14 protein-coding genes are annotated in these 14,289 nt (G+C 70.5%); 10 read left to right on the forward strand and 4 right to left on the reverse strand.

Annotated elements, in window-relative coordinates; all coding sequences use genetic code 11:
- Complete coding sequence (locus OHA18_RS31105) at positions 1–921, reverse strand: carbohydrate ABC transporter permease (RefSeq protein WP_328998888.1); 921 nt, start codon at positions 919–921, stop codon at positions 1–3.
- 119 nt (positions 922–1,040) lie between these two features.
- Between OHA18_RS31105 and OHA18_RS31110 the strand changes: the two genes are divergently transcribed.
- Positions 1,041–2,222: an ROK family transcriptional regulator gene (locus tag OHA18_RS31110; protein WP_328998889.1), complete on the forward strand. Its 1,182-nt coding sequence runs from the start codon at positions 1,041–1,043 to the stop codon at positions 2,220–2,222.
- A 39-nt stretch (positions 2,223–2,261) separates the two neighbouring features.
- On the opposite strand, the gene OHA18_RS31115 is transcribed toward OHA18_RS31110, so the two are convergent.
- Together OHA18_RS31115 and OHA18_RS31120 are read right to left on the reverse strand one after the other, a co-directional pair.
- Positions 2,262–2,675, reverse strand: coding sequence for a ferritin-like domain-containing protein (locus OHA18_RS31115; protein WP_328998890.1), 414 nt, complete (start codon positions 2,673–2,675; stop codon positions 2,262–2,264).
- A gap of 115 nt (positions 2,676–2,790) precedes the next feature.
- Entirely contained in the window at positions 2,791–3,342 is a 552-nt protein-coding gene (locus OHA18_RS31120; protein WP_328998891.1) for a cell division protein FtsK, read from the reverse strand.
- A 152-nt stretch (positions 3,343–3,494) separates the two neighbouring features.
- Here OHA18_RS31120 and rimP point away from each other — a divergent pair, with 152 nt between their 5' ends.
- The 8 genes from rimP to OHA18_RS31160 all read left to right on the forward strand — a co-directional run bounded on the left by rimP (position 3,495) and on the right by OHA18_RS31160 (position 12,067).
- Positions 3,495–4,025, forward strand: coding sequence for a ribosome maturation factor RimP (rimP, locus tag OHA18_RS31125; protein ID WP_328998892.1), 531 nt, complete (start codon positions 3,495–3,497; stop codon positions 4,023–4,025).
- Position 4,026: 1 nt separating this feature from the next.
- Entirely contained in the window at positions 4,027–5,019 is a 993-nt protein-coding gene (gene nusA / locus OHA18_RS31130; RefSeq protein ID WP_328998893.1) for a transcription termination factor NusA, read from the forward strand.
- Positions 5,020–5,064: 45 nt separating this feature from the next.
- The gene (locus tag OHA18_RS31135) at positions 5,065–5,349 is read left to right on the forward strand and encodes a YlxR family protein (protein WP_328998894.1); all 285 of its coding nucleotides are present in this window, start codon (positions 5,065–5,067) and stop codon (positions 5,347–5,349) included.
- Positions 5,350–5,548: 199 nt separating this feature from the next.
- Entirely contained in the window at positions 5,549–8,791 is a 3,243-nt protein-coding gene (gene infB / locus OHA18_RS31140) for a translation initiation factor IF-2 (protein ID WP_328998895.1), read from the forward strand.
- 103 nt (positions 8,792–8,894) lie between these two features.
- Positions 8,895–9,347: a 30S ribosome-binding factor RbfA gene (rbfA, locus tag OHA18_RS31145; protein ID WP_328998896.1), complete on the forward strand. Its 453-nt coding sequence runs from the start codon at positions 8,895–8,897 to the stop codon at positions 9,345–9,347.
- An 8-nt stretch (positions 9,348–9,355) separates the two neighbouring features.
- Positions 9,356–10,246: a tRNA pseudouridine(55) synthase TruB gene (truB, locus tag OHA18_RS31150; protein WP_328998897.1), complete on the forward strand. Its 891-nt coding sequence runs from the start codon at positions 9,356–9,358 to the stop codon at positions 10,244–10,246.
- 43 nt (positions 10,247–10,289) lie between these two features.
- Positions 10,290–11,153, forward strand: a complete 864-nt coding sequence (locus OHA18_RS31155; protein ID WP_328998898.1) for an LLM class flavin-dependent oxidoreductase — start codon at positions 10,290–10,292, stop codon at positions 11,151–11,153.
- Positions 11,154–11,170: 17 nt separating this feature from the next.
- A complete protein-coding gene (locus OHA18_RS31160) occupies positions 11,171–12,067 on the forward strand; it encodes an NAD-dependent protein deacetylase (RefSeq protein WP_328998899.1) in 897 nt (298 codons plus the stop codon).
- Positions 12,068–12,107: 40 nt separating this feature from the next.
- Here OHA18_RS31160 and OHA18_RS31165 read toward each other — a convergent pair whose 3' ends face one another.
- Positions 12,108–13,112: an SGNH/GDSL hydrolase family protein gene (locus OHA18_RS31165; protein ID WP_328998900.1), complete on the reverse strand. Its 1,005-nt coding sequence runs from the start codon at positions 13,110–13,112 to the stop codon at positions 12,108–12,110.
- Between the two features lie 119 nt (positions 13,113–13,231).
- Here OHA18_RS31165 and OHA18_RS31170 point away from each other — a divergent pair, with 119 nt between their 5' ends.
- Positions 13,232–14,194, forward strand: coding sequence for a bifunctional riboflavin kinase/FAD synthetase (locus OHA18_RS31170; RefSeq protein WP_328998901.1), 963 nt, complete (start codon positions 13,232–13,234; stop codon positions 14,192–14,194).
- Positions 14,195–14,289: the final 95 nt, after the last annotated feature.

The raw sequence follows: 14,289 nt of genomic DNA on the forward strand, positions 1-14,289 counted from the left end.
TCACGCCAGGTCTGAGGTCTCGGCCCGGGTGAGCCGGTACTGGAGGAATGTGACGGCCACCAGGACGGCGAGCAGCGCCACCGACATGGCCGACGCGTAGCCGAACTGGAAGCGGCCGAACGCGACGTCGTAGATGTAGAACTGCAGCACCCGGGACGAGTCGACGGGTCCGCCGCGGGTAGCGATGGCCACGGTGTCGAAGACCTGGAAGGAACCGACCACGGTGATGATCAGCACCAGCGAGAGGATCGGCCGCAGCAGCGGCACCGTGATGCTGCGGAACATCCGGACCTCGCTCGCGCCGTCGATGCGGCCGGCCTCGTAGACGGTCTCCGGGATCGTCTGCAACCCGGCGAAGATCAGCAGCGCGGTGTAGCCGACGTGCCGCCAGACGTTGATGAACGCGATCGTTGGGATGACCCACGAGCTGGACGACAGGAACGGGATCCGGTCGACGCCGACGGCGGCCAGGATCGTGTTGCCGATGCCGAGCTGGTAGTCGAGGATCCAGAGGAAGACCATCGCGGCCACCACGTTCGAGACCAGGAACGGGGTCAGCACGATGCCGCGCAGCCAGGTCCGCTGTGTCAGCCGCTGCATCATCACCGCGATGACGAGGGCCAGCACCGTCTGGAAGCCGATGTTCAGGATCACGTAGTAGAGCGTCACCTTCAACGCGTTCCAGAACACCGGGTCCTGGACCATCCGGACGTAATTGTCCAGGCCGTTGAACTGCGGCGGCGTGAGCAGGTTGAACTTCGTGAAGCTCAGGTAGATCCCGCGCAGGGTCGGCCAGACCAGGAAGACGCCGAAGCCGATGAGTGCGGGAAGGATGAACAGCAGCGCCAGACGGGTGTCGTCGCGCGGGCCGTTCCTGGCTTGGCCGGACTTCGCCGACCGGATCGAGGTCGTGGTGACCATGAGCTCTCCTTCGCCCGGGGACTGGTCGCCGGGGTCCAGGGCTATTTACAGTCAGATTGAAAATAAGCCATGCTGGCGACTGTGACAAGGGTCACAGGGCCGCTTTGTAAGCTGGGCGGATGGCAGTGACGGGCGCTTCTGAACGGTCAGCCGGTGAGCGAGGGCTGACCGCGGGAGAGTTGGCTGTCACGCGCCAGTTGCTGATCCACGGGCCGGCGACGCGGGGTGACCTGGGTGACCGGCTCAACCTGTCCTACGCCTCGATGTCCCGGTTGGCCCGGGCCCTCATCGGTGGCGGCATCGCGACCGAGGACCCCGAGTCGGCCGCAGCGATCGGCCGCCCCCGCCACGTCCTGACCGCGGTGCCCAGCGCCCGGCACGTCGTCGGGGTCAAGCTCACCGGCGACACCGCGTACGGCGTCGTCTGCGACCTGTTCGGCGAGGTCAAAGCGACCACGAGGGCGGCTCTGCCCCGGCCGGAGGACGACGGTGTCGTGCCGGTCGCGGGCACCGTGAAGCTGATCGCCCAGCTGGCGAACCGGCTCGCGCCGAAGGTGCCGACCGTTGACGGCATCGGGGTGGCCGTCGGCGGGGTGATCGCGGACCGTTCGGTCGTCCGCGAGGGGACGTTCCTCGGCTGGCGGGACGTGGATCTCGGCAGTCTGCTGCAGGACCGCAGTGGACTGCCGGTCATCGTCACCAACGACGTCACGGCGCTGGCTCGCGAGCAACTCTGGTTCGGTGCCGGCCGCACCCACTCGACCTTCGGCATCGTCACCGTCGGCGCGGGACTCGGTGTGGGCGTCGTCCGCGAGGGTGTCGCCGTCGAGGAACTGATCGACAACGGTCATCTGCTGGCACACTCGCCCGTCGACGCCAGCGGGCCCACCTGCGGCCTCGGCCACCGGGGGTGTGTGGCGGCCTACCTCAACCGGGAGGATCTCGAGCGCAACGCCTCGGCGGCCGCCAAGCACCCGGTCACCGTGGCCGACCTGGTCCGGGCCCGTTCCGGCGGCGACCCGGCCGCCACTCGTCGGCTCGACGACGCCGCCCGGGCGCTCGGACATGTCGTGTCGTCGTTCGCCGGGGCGCTCCAGACGACCTGCATCGTGCTGGCCGGCGAGGATGTCGCCGCCTTCACCGACTCGCCGGCTCTGCAGGCGGCGATCGACGATCGACTCCGGCCAGGACCGTTGGAGACCCAGCGCTGCACCCTCGAGGTCGTCCCCACCCCGCTGACCTTCACCGACTGGGCCCGCGGCGCCGCGGTAGCAGGCATCCAGCACGTCCTCGGCGCCTGAGTCATCGGGCGGTTGCGCCGGGCCCTGGCGCCGTCGGCGTTAAGCGGTCGCGCCGGGGAAGGCGAGCGGTGCGCCGCCCCAGGTGAGTTGGCTGCTCGCCGTACCGAGCAGGCTGTCGATCGCGAACGCCCGCACCGCTGGTTGTTCGGCGGCCTCGACGAGGTCGCCGTACACCGCGGCGATCCGGCGCTCGATCAGGAGCACCAGCGCGGTGGCGGTGGCTGCGTTGACGACAGCCTGGGGGAGGTCGTACGCCGCCTCGGCCGCGACCGGGGTCTCGCCGGCGGCGACCACCAACGCGCTCAGGTGGTCGCGGTTGTCACGGTGCCGGCTGAAGGTGTCGGTCGCATCCCGGAACCGGGCACCGCCGAGCTTCCCACCGGCCACGCCAACGCCGTACAGAGCGGCGTGCTCCCCGGCGAGCGCCGCCTGCAGGGCTTCGACCTCGGTCATGGGGCCTCCCGGTCTGGACTGAGGAGTGGAGGGAGCGAAGCGACCGGAGCGACGAGGGAAGGCCGGGAGCAACAGCCCCATGACCCGCCGCGCCGGAGGCGTGGCATCAGCGCAGTCATGGGGCGTCCTTCTTCTTCGGGGTGAGGGTCGTGCTCAGTTGGGTTTCGGCGGCGGCGATCTCGGCGAGCAGGCGGGCCGGAGCGCCGGACAGCTTGGCTGCGGCGGCCGCGTGCGTGACCGCCGCGATGGCCTCCTGCTTGGCGAGCGTCGTCAGCGCGGCCACGGAGCCGGCCGGCGCCGCGATCGTTGTGGCTGCTTTGGCGGCCACACCCTGGGTCTCCTTCAGCTTCGCGAGGTGACTCACGTGATACTTCGCCCCGGCCGCGAGCCGGCCCCGCAGCGCAGGGAACTTGCGGCTCACGGTTGCGTAGAGCTGGGACAATTGAGTCACCTGGGTCGCCGCCGCACTGAGCGCCGCGACGACCGCGGGGTCGACGGTCGGCGTCTCCTCGGCCGGGCTCTGCGACGAGGACGGTGCGCCGTTCACGGCACCCGGCGTACCGGACCCGGCCGCAGCGTCGTCCTTGCAGCCGGTCAGCGCGAGCGCGCCGGGAACAAGGGCGGCGGTCACGACTGCGGCGCGTCGGGTCAGGCGGCGTTCGAGCACGGCGGAACGATACCCGGTGACGCGCCGACACCTGCCTGGGACGAGCCGGTGATCCGGATACTCCGACCGGCCGGATATGGTGGGCTACTGCCCTTGGCGCGACCGCCCGGGGTGGAACGGGTGCACAACTGGAGAGAGAGGCAGGTCAACCTGTGAGCCGAAAGCCAGACCAGACGGGCCACACGGACACCACGAGCCTCGAGAACTTCCTGCGGCCGATCGTCGAGCAGTTCGGCTGCGACCTGGAGGCCACGGACATCACTCCGGCCGGCCGCCGCCGGTTGCTGCGCGTCCTCGTCGACCGCGACGGCGGGATCAGCCTGGACGACGTCGCCGAGGTGACCCGGGCCATCTCCAAAGGACTCGACGCCGACGACATCATGGGCGACGGCGCCTACACGCTGGAGGTCTCCAGCCCCGGCGTCGACCGGCCACTGACCCTGCCCCGGCACTGGCGCCGCAACGTGAAGCGCCTGGTCGCGGTCACGCTGAACGCCGGCGGCAAGGTCACTGGCCGGATCAAGTCCGCCTCCGACGAGGCGGCCGAGCTGGACGTGAACGGCAAGGCGCGGACGATCGCGTACGCCGACGTCGCCAAGGCCAAGATCCAGATCGAATTCAACCGGGCTGCCGGCAACGACGAACCAGAAACACCTGCCGACGGCACGGTGGAGGAGAACTGACATGGACATCGACATGGCCGTACTGCGGTCGCTCGAACGGGAGAAGGACATCGCCCTCGAGGTCGTCGTCGAGGCGATCGAGGCGGCGCTGCTGGTCGCGTACCACCGGACCGAGGGAGCGCAGCAGCACGCCCGGGTCGAGCTGGACCGCAAGACCGGGCACGTGACCGTGTTCGCGCGCGAACTGGCCGAGGACGGCACGCCGGCCCGCGAGTTCGACGACACCCCGGCCGACTTCGGCCGGATCGCGGCCACCACGGCCAAGCAGATCATCCTGCAGCGGCTGCGCGACGCCGAGGACGAGGTCCGGTACGGCGAGTTCTCCGGCAAGGAGGGCGACATCGTCTCCGGCGTGGTCCAGCAGGGCCGGGACCCGCGCTCGGTGATGGTCGACCTCGGCAAGATCGAGGCCGTGCTGCCGGCGCCCGAGCAGGTGCCGGGGGAGAAGTACGAGCACGGCTCGCGGCTGCGGGTGTACGTCGTCGGCGTCCGTAAGGGCTTCAAGGGCCCGCAGATCACGGTCAGCCGGACGCACCCGAACCTGGTGAAGAAGCTGTTCGCGCTGGAGGTCCCGGAGATCGCCGACGGCACCGTCGAGATCACCGCGATCGCCCGCGAGGCCGGTCACCGGACCAAGATCGCCGTCCGGACGCTGAACCCGTCGGTGAACGGGAAGGGCGCCTGCATCGGGCCGATGGGCCAGCGGGTCCGCAACATCATGCACGAGCTGCACGGCGAGAAGATCGACATCATCGACCACAGCGACGATCCGGCGACATTCGTCGGGAATGCGTTGTCCCCGGCGCAGGTCACGTCGGTCGAGGTTGTCGACGCCGCGGCCCGTGCGGCCCGCGTCGTCGTACCCGACTATCAGCTCTCGCTCGCGATCGGCAAGGAAGGACAGAACGCCCGCCTCGCCGCCCGGCTCACCGGCTGGCGGATCGACATCCGGCCGGATACCGATGTGACTCGTGATGACGAGAAGGTAGACTGATCTCTCGGTCGGTCGACTGAGTCGCAGCCACACCCTGAGGAACACGTGAAAGTTGCTACAGACGCGCGCCCTGGCGAGTCCCGGGAGCGCACCTGTATCGGGTGCCGGAAGCGATCCAGCCCGGCTGACCTGCTGCGGATGACGGTTTCCGGAGGGCTTGTCCTCCCGGATCCCGATCGTCGGGCACCCGGCCGCGGAGCGCACCTGCACCCGGCGACCGAGTGCTTCGACCTCGCCGTCCGGCGCAAGGCGTTCCCACGGGCCTTCCGGGTCCCGGGGCCGCTGGACGTGACCGGGCTGCGGGAGTACGTCGCGCAGCGTGATATGTAAACTGTGTGGCTTTGTAAGCAGTAACACCAAAGGCAGCCCCAACGGCTGCCCACGGCGGCTCAGACCGTGCCGCCGTGACGACATGAAGGCGGGTCATCGACTCATGACCACTCGATGAGTGTCGAACGATGAGTGCAATGCGATGAGCATGTACGTCAACTAACGGTCCGCGCCCCAGGCTCGGACCAGAGGGAGAGTAGTGGCAAAGGTCCGGGTCTACGAGCTCGCGAAAGAGCTCGGAGTTACCAGCAAGGTCGTTCTGACCAGGCTGAACGACATGGGAGAGTTCGTCCGATCGGCGTCCTCGACGATCGAGGCACCCGTCGTCCGACGGTTGGCGGAAGAGTTCGAGAAGAACCCGCCGAAGAAGCGCACGGCCAAGAAGGCCGCTGCCAGCACGTCTGCCGCGCCGCAGGCGACCGCACCGGTCGCACCTGCAGGCCCGGCCCAGAAGCCGGCACAGCCGGCCACGCCGAAGGCTCCGGCGGAGCGCCCTGCGCCCGTCGCCGAGTCGACGCCGGCCCCGGTCGCCGAAGCTCCGGCGGCCAAGGTCGATTCCGCTCCGGTGGTCGAGTCCGCGCCGGCCGCCGAGTCGGCGCCGGCGAAGGCAGCTCCGGCTCCGGGCGTCCGGCCCGGTCCGCGTCCAGGCCCGAAGCCGGGTCCGCGCCAGGCCGCTCCGGCTGAGGCCGCTCCGGCTGAGGCCGCCCCGGTCGAGGCAGCTCCGGTCGAGTCCGCTCCGGCGGCCAAGGCCGAGGCTCCGGCGTCCCCGGCGACCCCGTCGTTCGAGGCTCCGGCCGCTGCGGCGACCCAGTCGGCTCCGGAGGCTCCGGCGCCTGCCCCGCGTCGTTCGGGTGGCGACACCGCGGGTCGTCCTGGCCCGCGTCCGGCCACGCCGGGCTCTCCCCGTCCGGGTGGCTCGGGCTCCGGCCCGCGTCCGGCCGGTCCGGGTGGCCAGGGTTCCGCACCGCGTCCGGGTGCGCCCCGACCGGGTGCACCGCGTCCCGGCGCGCCCCGTCAGGGCGGCCAGGGTGGCGGCGGCCCGCGTCCGGGTGCTCCGCGTCCGGGCAACAACCCGTTCAGCTCGACCCAGGGCATGCAGCGCGGTGGCGCCCGTCCGGGTCAGGGCGGCGGCGGTGGCGACCGGCAGGGGGCTCCGAGCCCGGCCGGTATGGCGCCGCGCCCGCCGCAGGGCCGCGGTGGCAACGACCGCGACCGTGGCGGTAACGACCGGCCGCGCCCGAGTGGTGTGCCCGGCGCTCCGCGCCCCAACCCGGCGATGATGCCGAAGTCGTCGGCCGGCACGTTCACCGGCCGCCCGAGCGGTCCTGGTGGCGGCGGAGGTGGCGGTGGCCGCGGCGGAGGCGGCGGCGGTCGTCCCGGCGGCGGTCCGGGTGCCGGTCCGCGCGGTGGTGGCGGTGGCGCCGGCGGTGGCTTCCGTCCAGGTGGCGGCGGCCCCAGCGGCCCGCCCGGTGGCGGCGGTGGCCGTCCAGGTCCGGGCAACCGCGGTCGCGGCGGGACACAGGGTGCCTTCGGGCGTCCGGGTGGTCCGGCGCGCCGTGGCCGCAAGTCGAAGCGGGCCAAGCGCCAGGAATTCGACAACATGCAGGCTCCGGCAGTCGGCGGCGTCCGCGTCAAGCACGGTGACGGCGAGGTCGTGAAGCTGCCTCGTGGCGCCTCGCTGACGGACTTCGCCGAGAAGGTCGGCGTCGACCCGGCGTCGCTCGTGCAGGTGCTGTTCCACCTCGGCGAGATGGTGACCGCGACCCAGTCGGTCAACGAGGAGACGCTGGAACTGCTCGGCACCGAGCTGAACTACGACGTCCAGCTGGTCTCGCCCGAGGACGAGGACCGCGAGCTGCTGCAGTCGTTCGACATCGACTTCGGCACCGACGAGGGCGACGAGAGCGATCTGGTCGCACGGCCGCCGGTGGTGACCGTGATGGGTCACGTCGACCACGGTAAGACCAAGCTGCTGGACGCGATCCGGATGGCGAACGTCGTGGCCAAGGAAGCCGGCGGGATCACCCAGCACATCGGTGCGTACCAGGTGACCACCGAGGTCGACGGCCAGGAGCGGGCGATCACCTTCGTCGACACCCCGGGTCACGAGGCGTTCACCGCCATGCGTGCCCGTGGTGCGCAGGCGACCGACATCGTGATCCTGGTGGTCGCGGCCGACGACGGTGTGATGCCGCAGACGATCGAGGCGCTGAACCACGCCCGGGCGGCGAACGTCCCGATCGTGGTCGCGGTGAACAAGATCGACGTCCCGAGCGCGGACCCGGCCAAGGTGCGCGGTCAGCTGACCGAGTACGGCCTGGTGCCCGAGGAGTACGGCGGCGACACGATGTTCGTCGACGTCTCGGCGAAGTCCCGGATCAACATCGACGGGCTGCTCGAAGGTGTCGTGCTGACCGCGGACGCGGCGCTCGACCTGCGGGCCAACCCGAACATGCCGGCCCAGGGCATCGCGATCGAGGCCAATCTCGACAAGGGCCGTGGTCCGGTGGCGACCGTGCTGGTGCAGCGCGGCACGCTCCGGGTCGGCGACTCGATGGTGGTCGGCCCGGCGTACGGCCGGGTCCGGGCCATGCTCGACGAGCACGGCAACACCGTCGAGGAGGCGTCCCCGTCGCGTCCGGTCCTGGTGCTCGGTCTGACCGCGGTGCCAGGTGCCGGTGACAAGTTCCTGGTGGTGGACGACGACCGGCAGGCCCGGCAGATCGCCGAGCGGCGTGAAGCACGGGCCCGGGCGGCCGCGAACGCCAAGCGTCGCGCCCGCCGTACCCTCGAGGACTTCATGGCCTCGATGGAGAAGGGCGAGGCCCAGGAGCTGCTGCTGATCCTCAAGGGCGACGTGTCCGGTTCGGTCGAGGCGCTGGAAGACGCGCTGGTCCGGATCGAGGTCGGCGACGAGGTCAACCTGCGGATCATCGACCGCGGTGTCGGTGCGATCAACGAGAACGACGTCAACCTGGCCATCGCGTCGAACGCCGTCATCATCGGCTTCAACGTGCGGCCGGCGGGCAAGGCCGGTGACCTGGCCGAGCGCGAGGGCGTGGATGTCCGGTACTACTCGGTCATCTACTCGGCGATCGACGACATCGAGGCCGCCCTGAAGGGCATGCTCAAGCCGATCTACGAGGAGGTCACTCTCGGCCAGGCGGAGATCCGCGAGATCTTCCGCTCCTCGAAGGTGGGCAACATCGCCGGTTGCTGGGTGACCAGCGGCCTGCTGAGGCGCAACGCGAAGGTCCGGTTGATCCGGGACGGCGCTGTGGTCGTCGACAACACCGAGCTGTCGTCGCTGAAGAGGTTCAAGGACGACGCGTCCGAGGTCCGCGAGGGCTTCGAGTGCGGTCTGACCATCAACAACTTCAACGACATCAAGATCGGTGACGTCGTCGAGGCGTTCGAGCTCCGCGAGAAGCCGCGCAGCTGAGGTTCGGTGACGGCCCGGGCCAGCCGGTTCGGGCCGTCGGAGTAACGTCCGGGGAGACGGTGTTCTCCCCGGACGTTGTTCATGAATGAGGGAGTGAGCCCTGATGGGTGAAGCAAGGGCGAAGCAGCTGGCCGACCGGATCCAGGTGCTCGTCGCGGAGCTGCTCGAGCGCCGGGTCAAGGACCCCCGACTGGGCTTCGTCACGGTGACGGACGCCCGGCTGACCGGCGACCTGCGCGAGGCCAGCGTCTTCTACACGGTGTACGGCGACGAGCAGGCCCGCGCGTCGACCGCCGCCGCGCTGGAGTCTGCCCGCGGTCTGATCCGCAGCGAGGTCGGCAAGGCGCTCGGGTTGCGTCATACCCCGAGCGTGGCGTTCTTCCTGGACGCCGTACCGGAGAACGCCGGTCAGATCGAGGAGCTGCTGGAGAAGGCGCGGATGGCCGACGCCGAGGTGGCCAAGGCCGCCGCGGGCGCGAAGCCGGCCGGCGACGCCGATCCGTACAAGCAGCCGCGTCACGACGGCGACGAGGACGACGAGGACGACGAGGACTGAGTACTGCGTTGACCGGTACGTTCACGCCGGCGTCCGACGGCATCGTGGTCGTCGACAAGCCGGGAGGGATGACCTCGCACACCGTCGTCGCCCGGATCCGCCGGATCGCCGGCACCAGGAAGGTCGGCCACGCCGGCACCCTGGATCCAATGGCGACCGGCGTCCTCATCGCCGGCATCAACCGCGCGACCCGGCTGCTCGGCCACCTGCAGCTGGCCGACAAGTCGTACGACGCGACGATCCGGCTCGGGGCGACCACCACCACGGACGACGCCGAGGGCGAGATCCTGTCGACGTCCCCGGTCGACGGGGTGAGCGCCGAGGCGATCTCGGCGGCGGTGGCCGGCTTCCGCGGCGAGATCTCGCAGGTGCCGTCCAAGGTGTCGGCGATCAAGGTCGACGGGCGCCGCGCGTACGAACGCGTCCGCGCCGGCGAGGAGGTCGAGCTGAAGGCCCGCGCGGTCACGATCTCGCGCTACGACATCCTCGACGTGCGCCCGGACGACTCCGGCATCTCCGTCGACGTGTCGGTCGACTGCTCCAGCGGCACCTACATCCGGGCCCTGGCCCGCGACCTCGGCGCCGAGCTCGGCGTCGGCGGTCACCTGACTGCACTACGCCGTACCAGGGTCGGTTCGTTCGACCTGTCCGCCGCGCATTCGCTGGAGTCGCTGGCCGAGTCCTTCGACTGGCTCCCGATCGCGGATGTCGCCGCCGGCACCTTCCCCCGGTACGACGCCGACCTCGCCCAGTCCGCCGCGATCCGCACCGGCCGCCCGCTCCCCGGCCTGGACCTGGCTGCGGGCCAGACCGCCATGTTCGATCCCGACGGCACCTTCCTGGCGCTGTACGAACCGCACGGCCCGCTCGCCAAGCCCACCGCGGTCTTCGTCAGCTGAGCTGAGCCGAATCTGTCGGCGGTCCCGCGTAGCGTGCTGACGCATGAGATACGGGTTCGTGATGGCGTACGGCGATGCGCGGGATGCGGCTGAGCTGGCGCCGCTGGCCGAGGAGCACGGGTGGGACGGCTTCTTCGTCTGGGAGTCGATCTGGGGGATCGACGCCTGGGTGATGCTCGGGGCGGCGGCGATGACGACCGAGCGGATCCGGCTCGGGACGATGCTGACCCCGTTGCCGCGCCGGAAGCCGTGGGATGTCGCGGGGCAGACGTCGACGGTGGACAACCTGAGTGGCGGGCGGGTGATCCTCGCGGTCGGGTTGGGGGTGACGGGGGAGGAGCGGTTCTGGTTGTTCGAGGAGGATCCGGGGCGGAAGGTGCGCGCCGAGCTCATGGACGAGTCGCTGGAGATGCTGCAACACCTCTGGCGGGACGAGCCCTTCGAGTTCGCGGGCAAGCACTACCGAGCGAGGGAGATCGCCGAGTTGATGCCGCCCGCTCCACCGCCTCCCGTGCAGCAGCCGCGGATCCAGACCTGGGTCGTCGGCGCCTGGCCGCGCCCGAAGTCGATGCGCCGCGCCGCGCTGCAGGACGGCTGGCTGCCGAACTACGCGCCGGTCCTCCCGCCCGGCGAGCAGCCGGGCGAGTTGACTCCTGAGCTCCTCGCCGACGGCGTCGCGTGGATCCGCGCGCAACGCGCCGCGCACGGCCTGACGATGGACGGGTACGACGTGGTTGCCGAGGGCATGACGTCGGCCGACGATCCCGCTGCCGCCGACACGGTCCGTCCATGGGCGGAGGCCGGCGCCACCTGGTGGATCGACGCGGACTGGTCCTCGATGGATCGCGCCGTCGTCCGCGAAGCCGCCGAGCGCCGCCTCGAAGCCGGCCCACCCCGCGTCGACTGAGCACGTACGCTGGAGTTGTGCGTTCTCGTCCGACCTTGGCATGGGCCCCTGGGCCTGAGGTGCTGGCGTTGGAGCCAGGGTCGACGGACATCGGCCCGGTCGCGCAGACCGTCGCCGACGGCGGAGTCGTCGTACTGAGCGGCGCCGGCATCTCCACCGAGTCCGGGATCCCGGACTACCGCGGCGAGAGCGGCAGCCTGCGGACCCACACCCCGATGACGTACGGCGACTTCGTGGCGAGCGAAGACGGCCGGCAGCGGTACTGGGCGCGCAGCCATCTCGGCTGGCGCACCATCGCCCGCGCCGCCCCGAACGACGGCCACCGGGCGGTCGCGGCGCTCCAGGCCCGCGGCTACTTCAATAGCGTCATCACCCAGAACGTCGACGGCCTCCACCAGGCGGCCGGTGCCCGCGACGTCATCGAGCTGCACGGCAACCTCGACCGCGTCATCTGCCTCAGCTGCGGTACGACGTCCGCCCGCGAGGCGCTCGACCGCCGGCTGAAGGACGCGAACCCGGACTTCGAGGCCGAGGTCACCCGGATCAACCCCGACGGCGACGCGGAGCTGCCGGCCGAAGCCGTCGGCACGTTCCGGCTGGTCGACTGCACGAACTGCGGCGGCATCCTCAAACCCGATGTGGTCTTCTTCGGCGAGAACGTCCCGAAGTCGCGCGTCGAACGCTGCTACGACCTGATCGACACCGCGGACTCCGTTCTCGTCCTCGGCTCGTCCCTCACGGTCATGTCCGGCTTCCGCTTCGTCCGGCACGCGGCAAAGTCCGGCATCCCGGTCCTGATCATCAACCAGGGGCTGACCCGCGGCGACCCGTACGCCACCGAGCGGGTGAATCTGCCGTTGGGTCAGGCCTTGACGGAACTGCTGCAAGAAACCACCGGGCCGAGCCACGCGTGAGGTGGCCCGGCCCGGAGTCCGCAATACGGATTGGAAAGGGTCAGCGTTGCGCGCTGGTCCGTACGCGGTTCAGGGAGGCCTCGAGGGCCTGGGGTGATGCAGCAGCTTGCTTCGCCAGCGTGCGCGCCTTCGCAGCCCACGCGGACTGCTCGGTCGCGGTCACCGTCGCCGGCGCACCGGTCAAGGTCTTGTAGGTGAGCGACGCCATCCCGGCTTCGCCCTCGTAGCGCGGGTGGTAGCTGATGGCCCGGAGCAGGTTGATGTCCTTGCCCTGGATCCACGCCTGCCCGTCCGGTGCGCAGGCGTCGTGCCCGGTGGACGGCCCGAAGGTGTCGACGTACGTCGCTCCGCCCGCCGCGGCCGCGTTGGACACGGCCGCGTTGAGCGCCTGCTCGATCGAGTACAGGTAGGCGTAGTCGCCGTCCGCGAACGGCAGCACCGACGGGCAGGTGCCGTGCTCCGGCGCGATCTTCGGGTAGCCGACCAGCAGGATCTTCGCCTTCGGCGAGCGGGCCTTGATGCCTTGGACAACGATCGCGATCCGGGTCTGGGTCTGGGCGATCTTCGCCTTCAGCGTGTCGACCCCGTCGACCGTGAAGTGCGCCTTGCACGGCGCTCCGGTCGGGTCCGAGGCCCGCAGCCCGGGGCAGGTGTCGATGATGCTGCCGAACACGCCGAAGTCGTTGCCCCCGATCCCGACCGTCACGAGGTCCGTGTCCGGCGTGAGGGCGTCGAACTGCGGGGCCGCCGTGCCGAGCACGGTGCTCTGGGGCTGGGTCATGTTGGTCGTGTCGGCGCCGCCGCAACTGACGTCGGTGAGGTGACGCACGTGCAGCGCGGCCGCGAGCAGCTTCGGGTAGTTGCTGTACGACCGGGCACACCCGAGCGACAGCAGGTCCGGCAGCGGGACGAACGGCGCCGAGGTGTACGAGTCGCCGAGCGCGACGTAGTTGGTGAAGCGCGGTGCCGCCGAAGCGCCGGCAACCGGAATACTGCCGAGCAGAACCAGCGCCGTGCAGGCAGCCAGCAGACGACGTAGCTTCACGAGACCTCCCCAGGGCTCACCAGTGCGCGGCCCACCCTAAGTTGAGTCACGGCACGATTACAAGGGGTGATCGGAGACCTGCTGCACAGAACGCACCGACGGCATGGAATCCTGCTGCTATGCGTGTCTGGCACGGATTGGACCAGGTGAGCCCGGATCTCGGGCCGACGGTGGTCACCATCGGCAACTTCGACGGCGTGCACCGCGGCCACCAGGAGGTGCTCGCGCATGCCAAGGCGCGGGCGACCGAGCTGGGCGGCCTGCCGGTGGTCGCGCTCACCTTCGACCCGCACCCGATGCGGGTACTGCGGCCTGACCATGCGCCGCTGATGCTCAGCGAGCCCGAACAGCGGGCCGGGCTGCTCGGGCAGCACGGCGCGGACGCGGTGCTGATCCTCCCGTTCACCAAGGAGGTGTCGGGCTGGCCGCCGGAGGAGTTCATCGAGCGGGTCCTGGTCAACGCACTGCACGCGAAGGCGGTTGTCGTCGGCGAGAACTTCCGCTTCGGCCACAAGGCGGCCGGGCACGTCGACACGCTTGTCCAGGCGGGTGCGCAGTACGGCTTCCAGGTCGAAGGACTGAGCCTGGCGGGGGACCAGCAGCCCTGGTCGTCGACGTACGTACGCCAGCAGCTCGCCGACGGTGCCGTCGAGGCCGCCGCGGAGGCGCTCGGCCGGCCGTTCCGGGTCACCGGAGTCGTCGTGGAGGGCGACAAGCGCGGCCGTGAGCTCGGCTACCCGACCGCCAACATCCCCGCCGATCCGGGCGCCGCGGTGCCGCAGGACGGTGTGTACGCCGGCTGGCTGACCGTCCTGACGCCGGCGCCGGGCGCTCCGGCGTACCCGGATCCGCTGCCCGCGGCGATCAGCGTCGGCAGCAATCCGACCTTCGACGGTGTGGACCGCCGGGTCGAGTCGTACGTCCTGGACCGCGACGACCTCGAGCTGTACGGCGCGACCGTCGCGATCGACTTCGTGGCCAGGCTGCGCGGTACGCAGATCCGTTTCGACAGCATCGACGAGCTGCTCGTGCAGATGAAGGCCGATGTCGACGGCGCCCGTGGCCTGCTCACCCGCAATTAGGGTGACGCGTCCACGGACTGATACGCTGGCTGCTGCCGTCTGAACGGCCGCGGACAGATAGTGCTCGGGTGAAGAAAGCCCCGGTGCGCCGCGCA

This window comes from Kribbella sp. NBC_00709 (assembly GCF_036226565.1).
In the GTDB taxonomy this organism is placed as follows: domain Bacteria; phylum Actinomycetota; class Actinomycetes; order Propionibacteriales; family Kribbellaceae; genus Kribbella.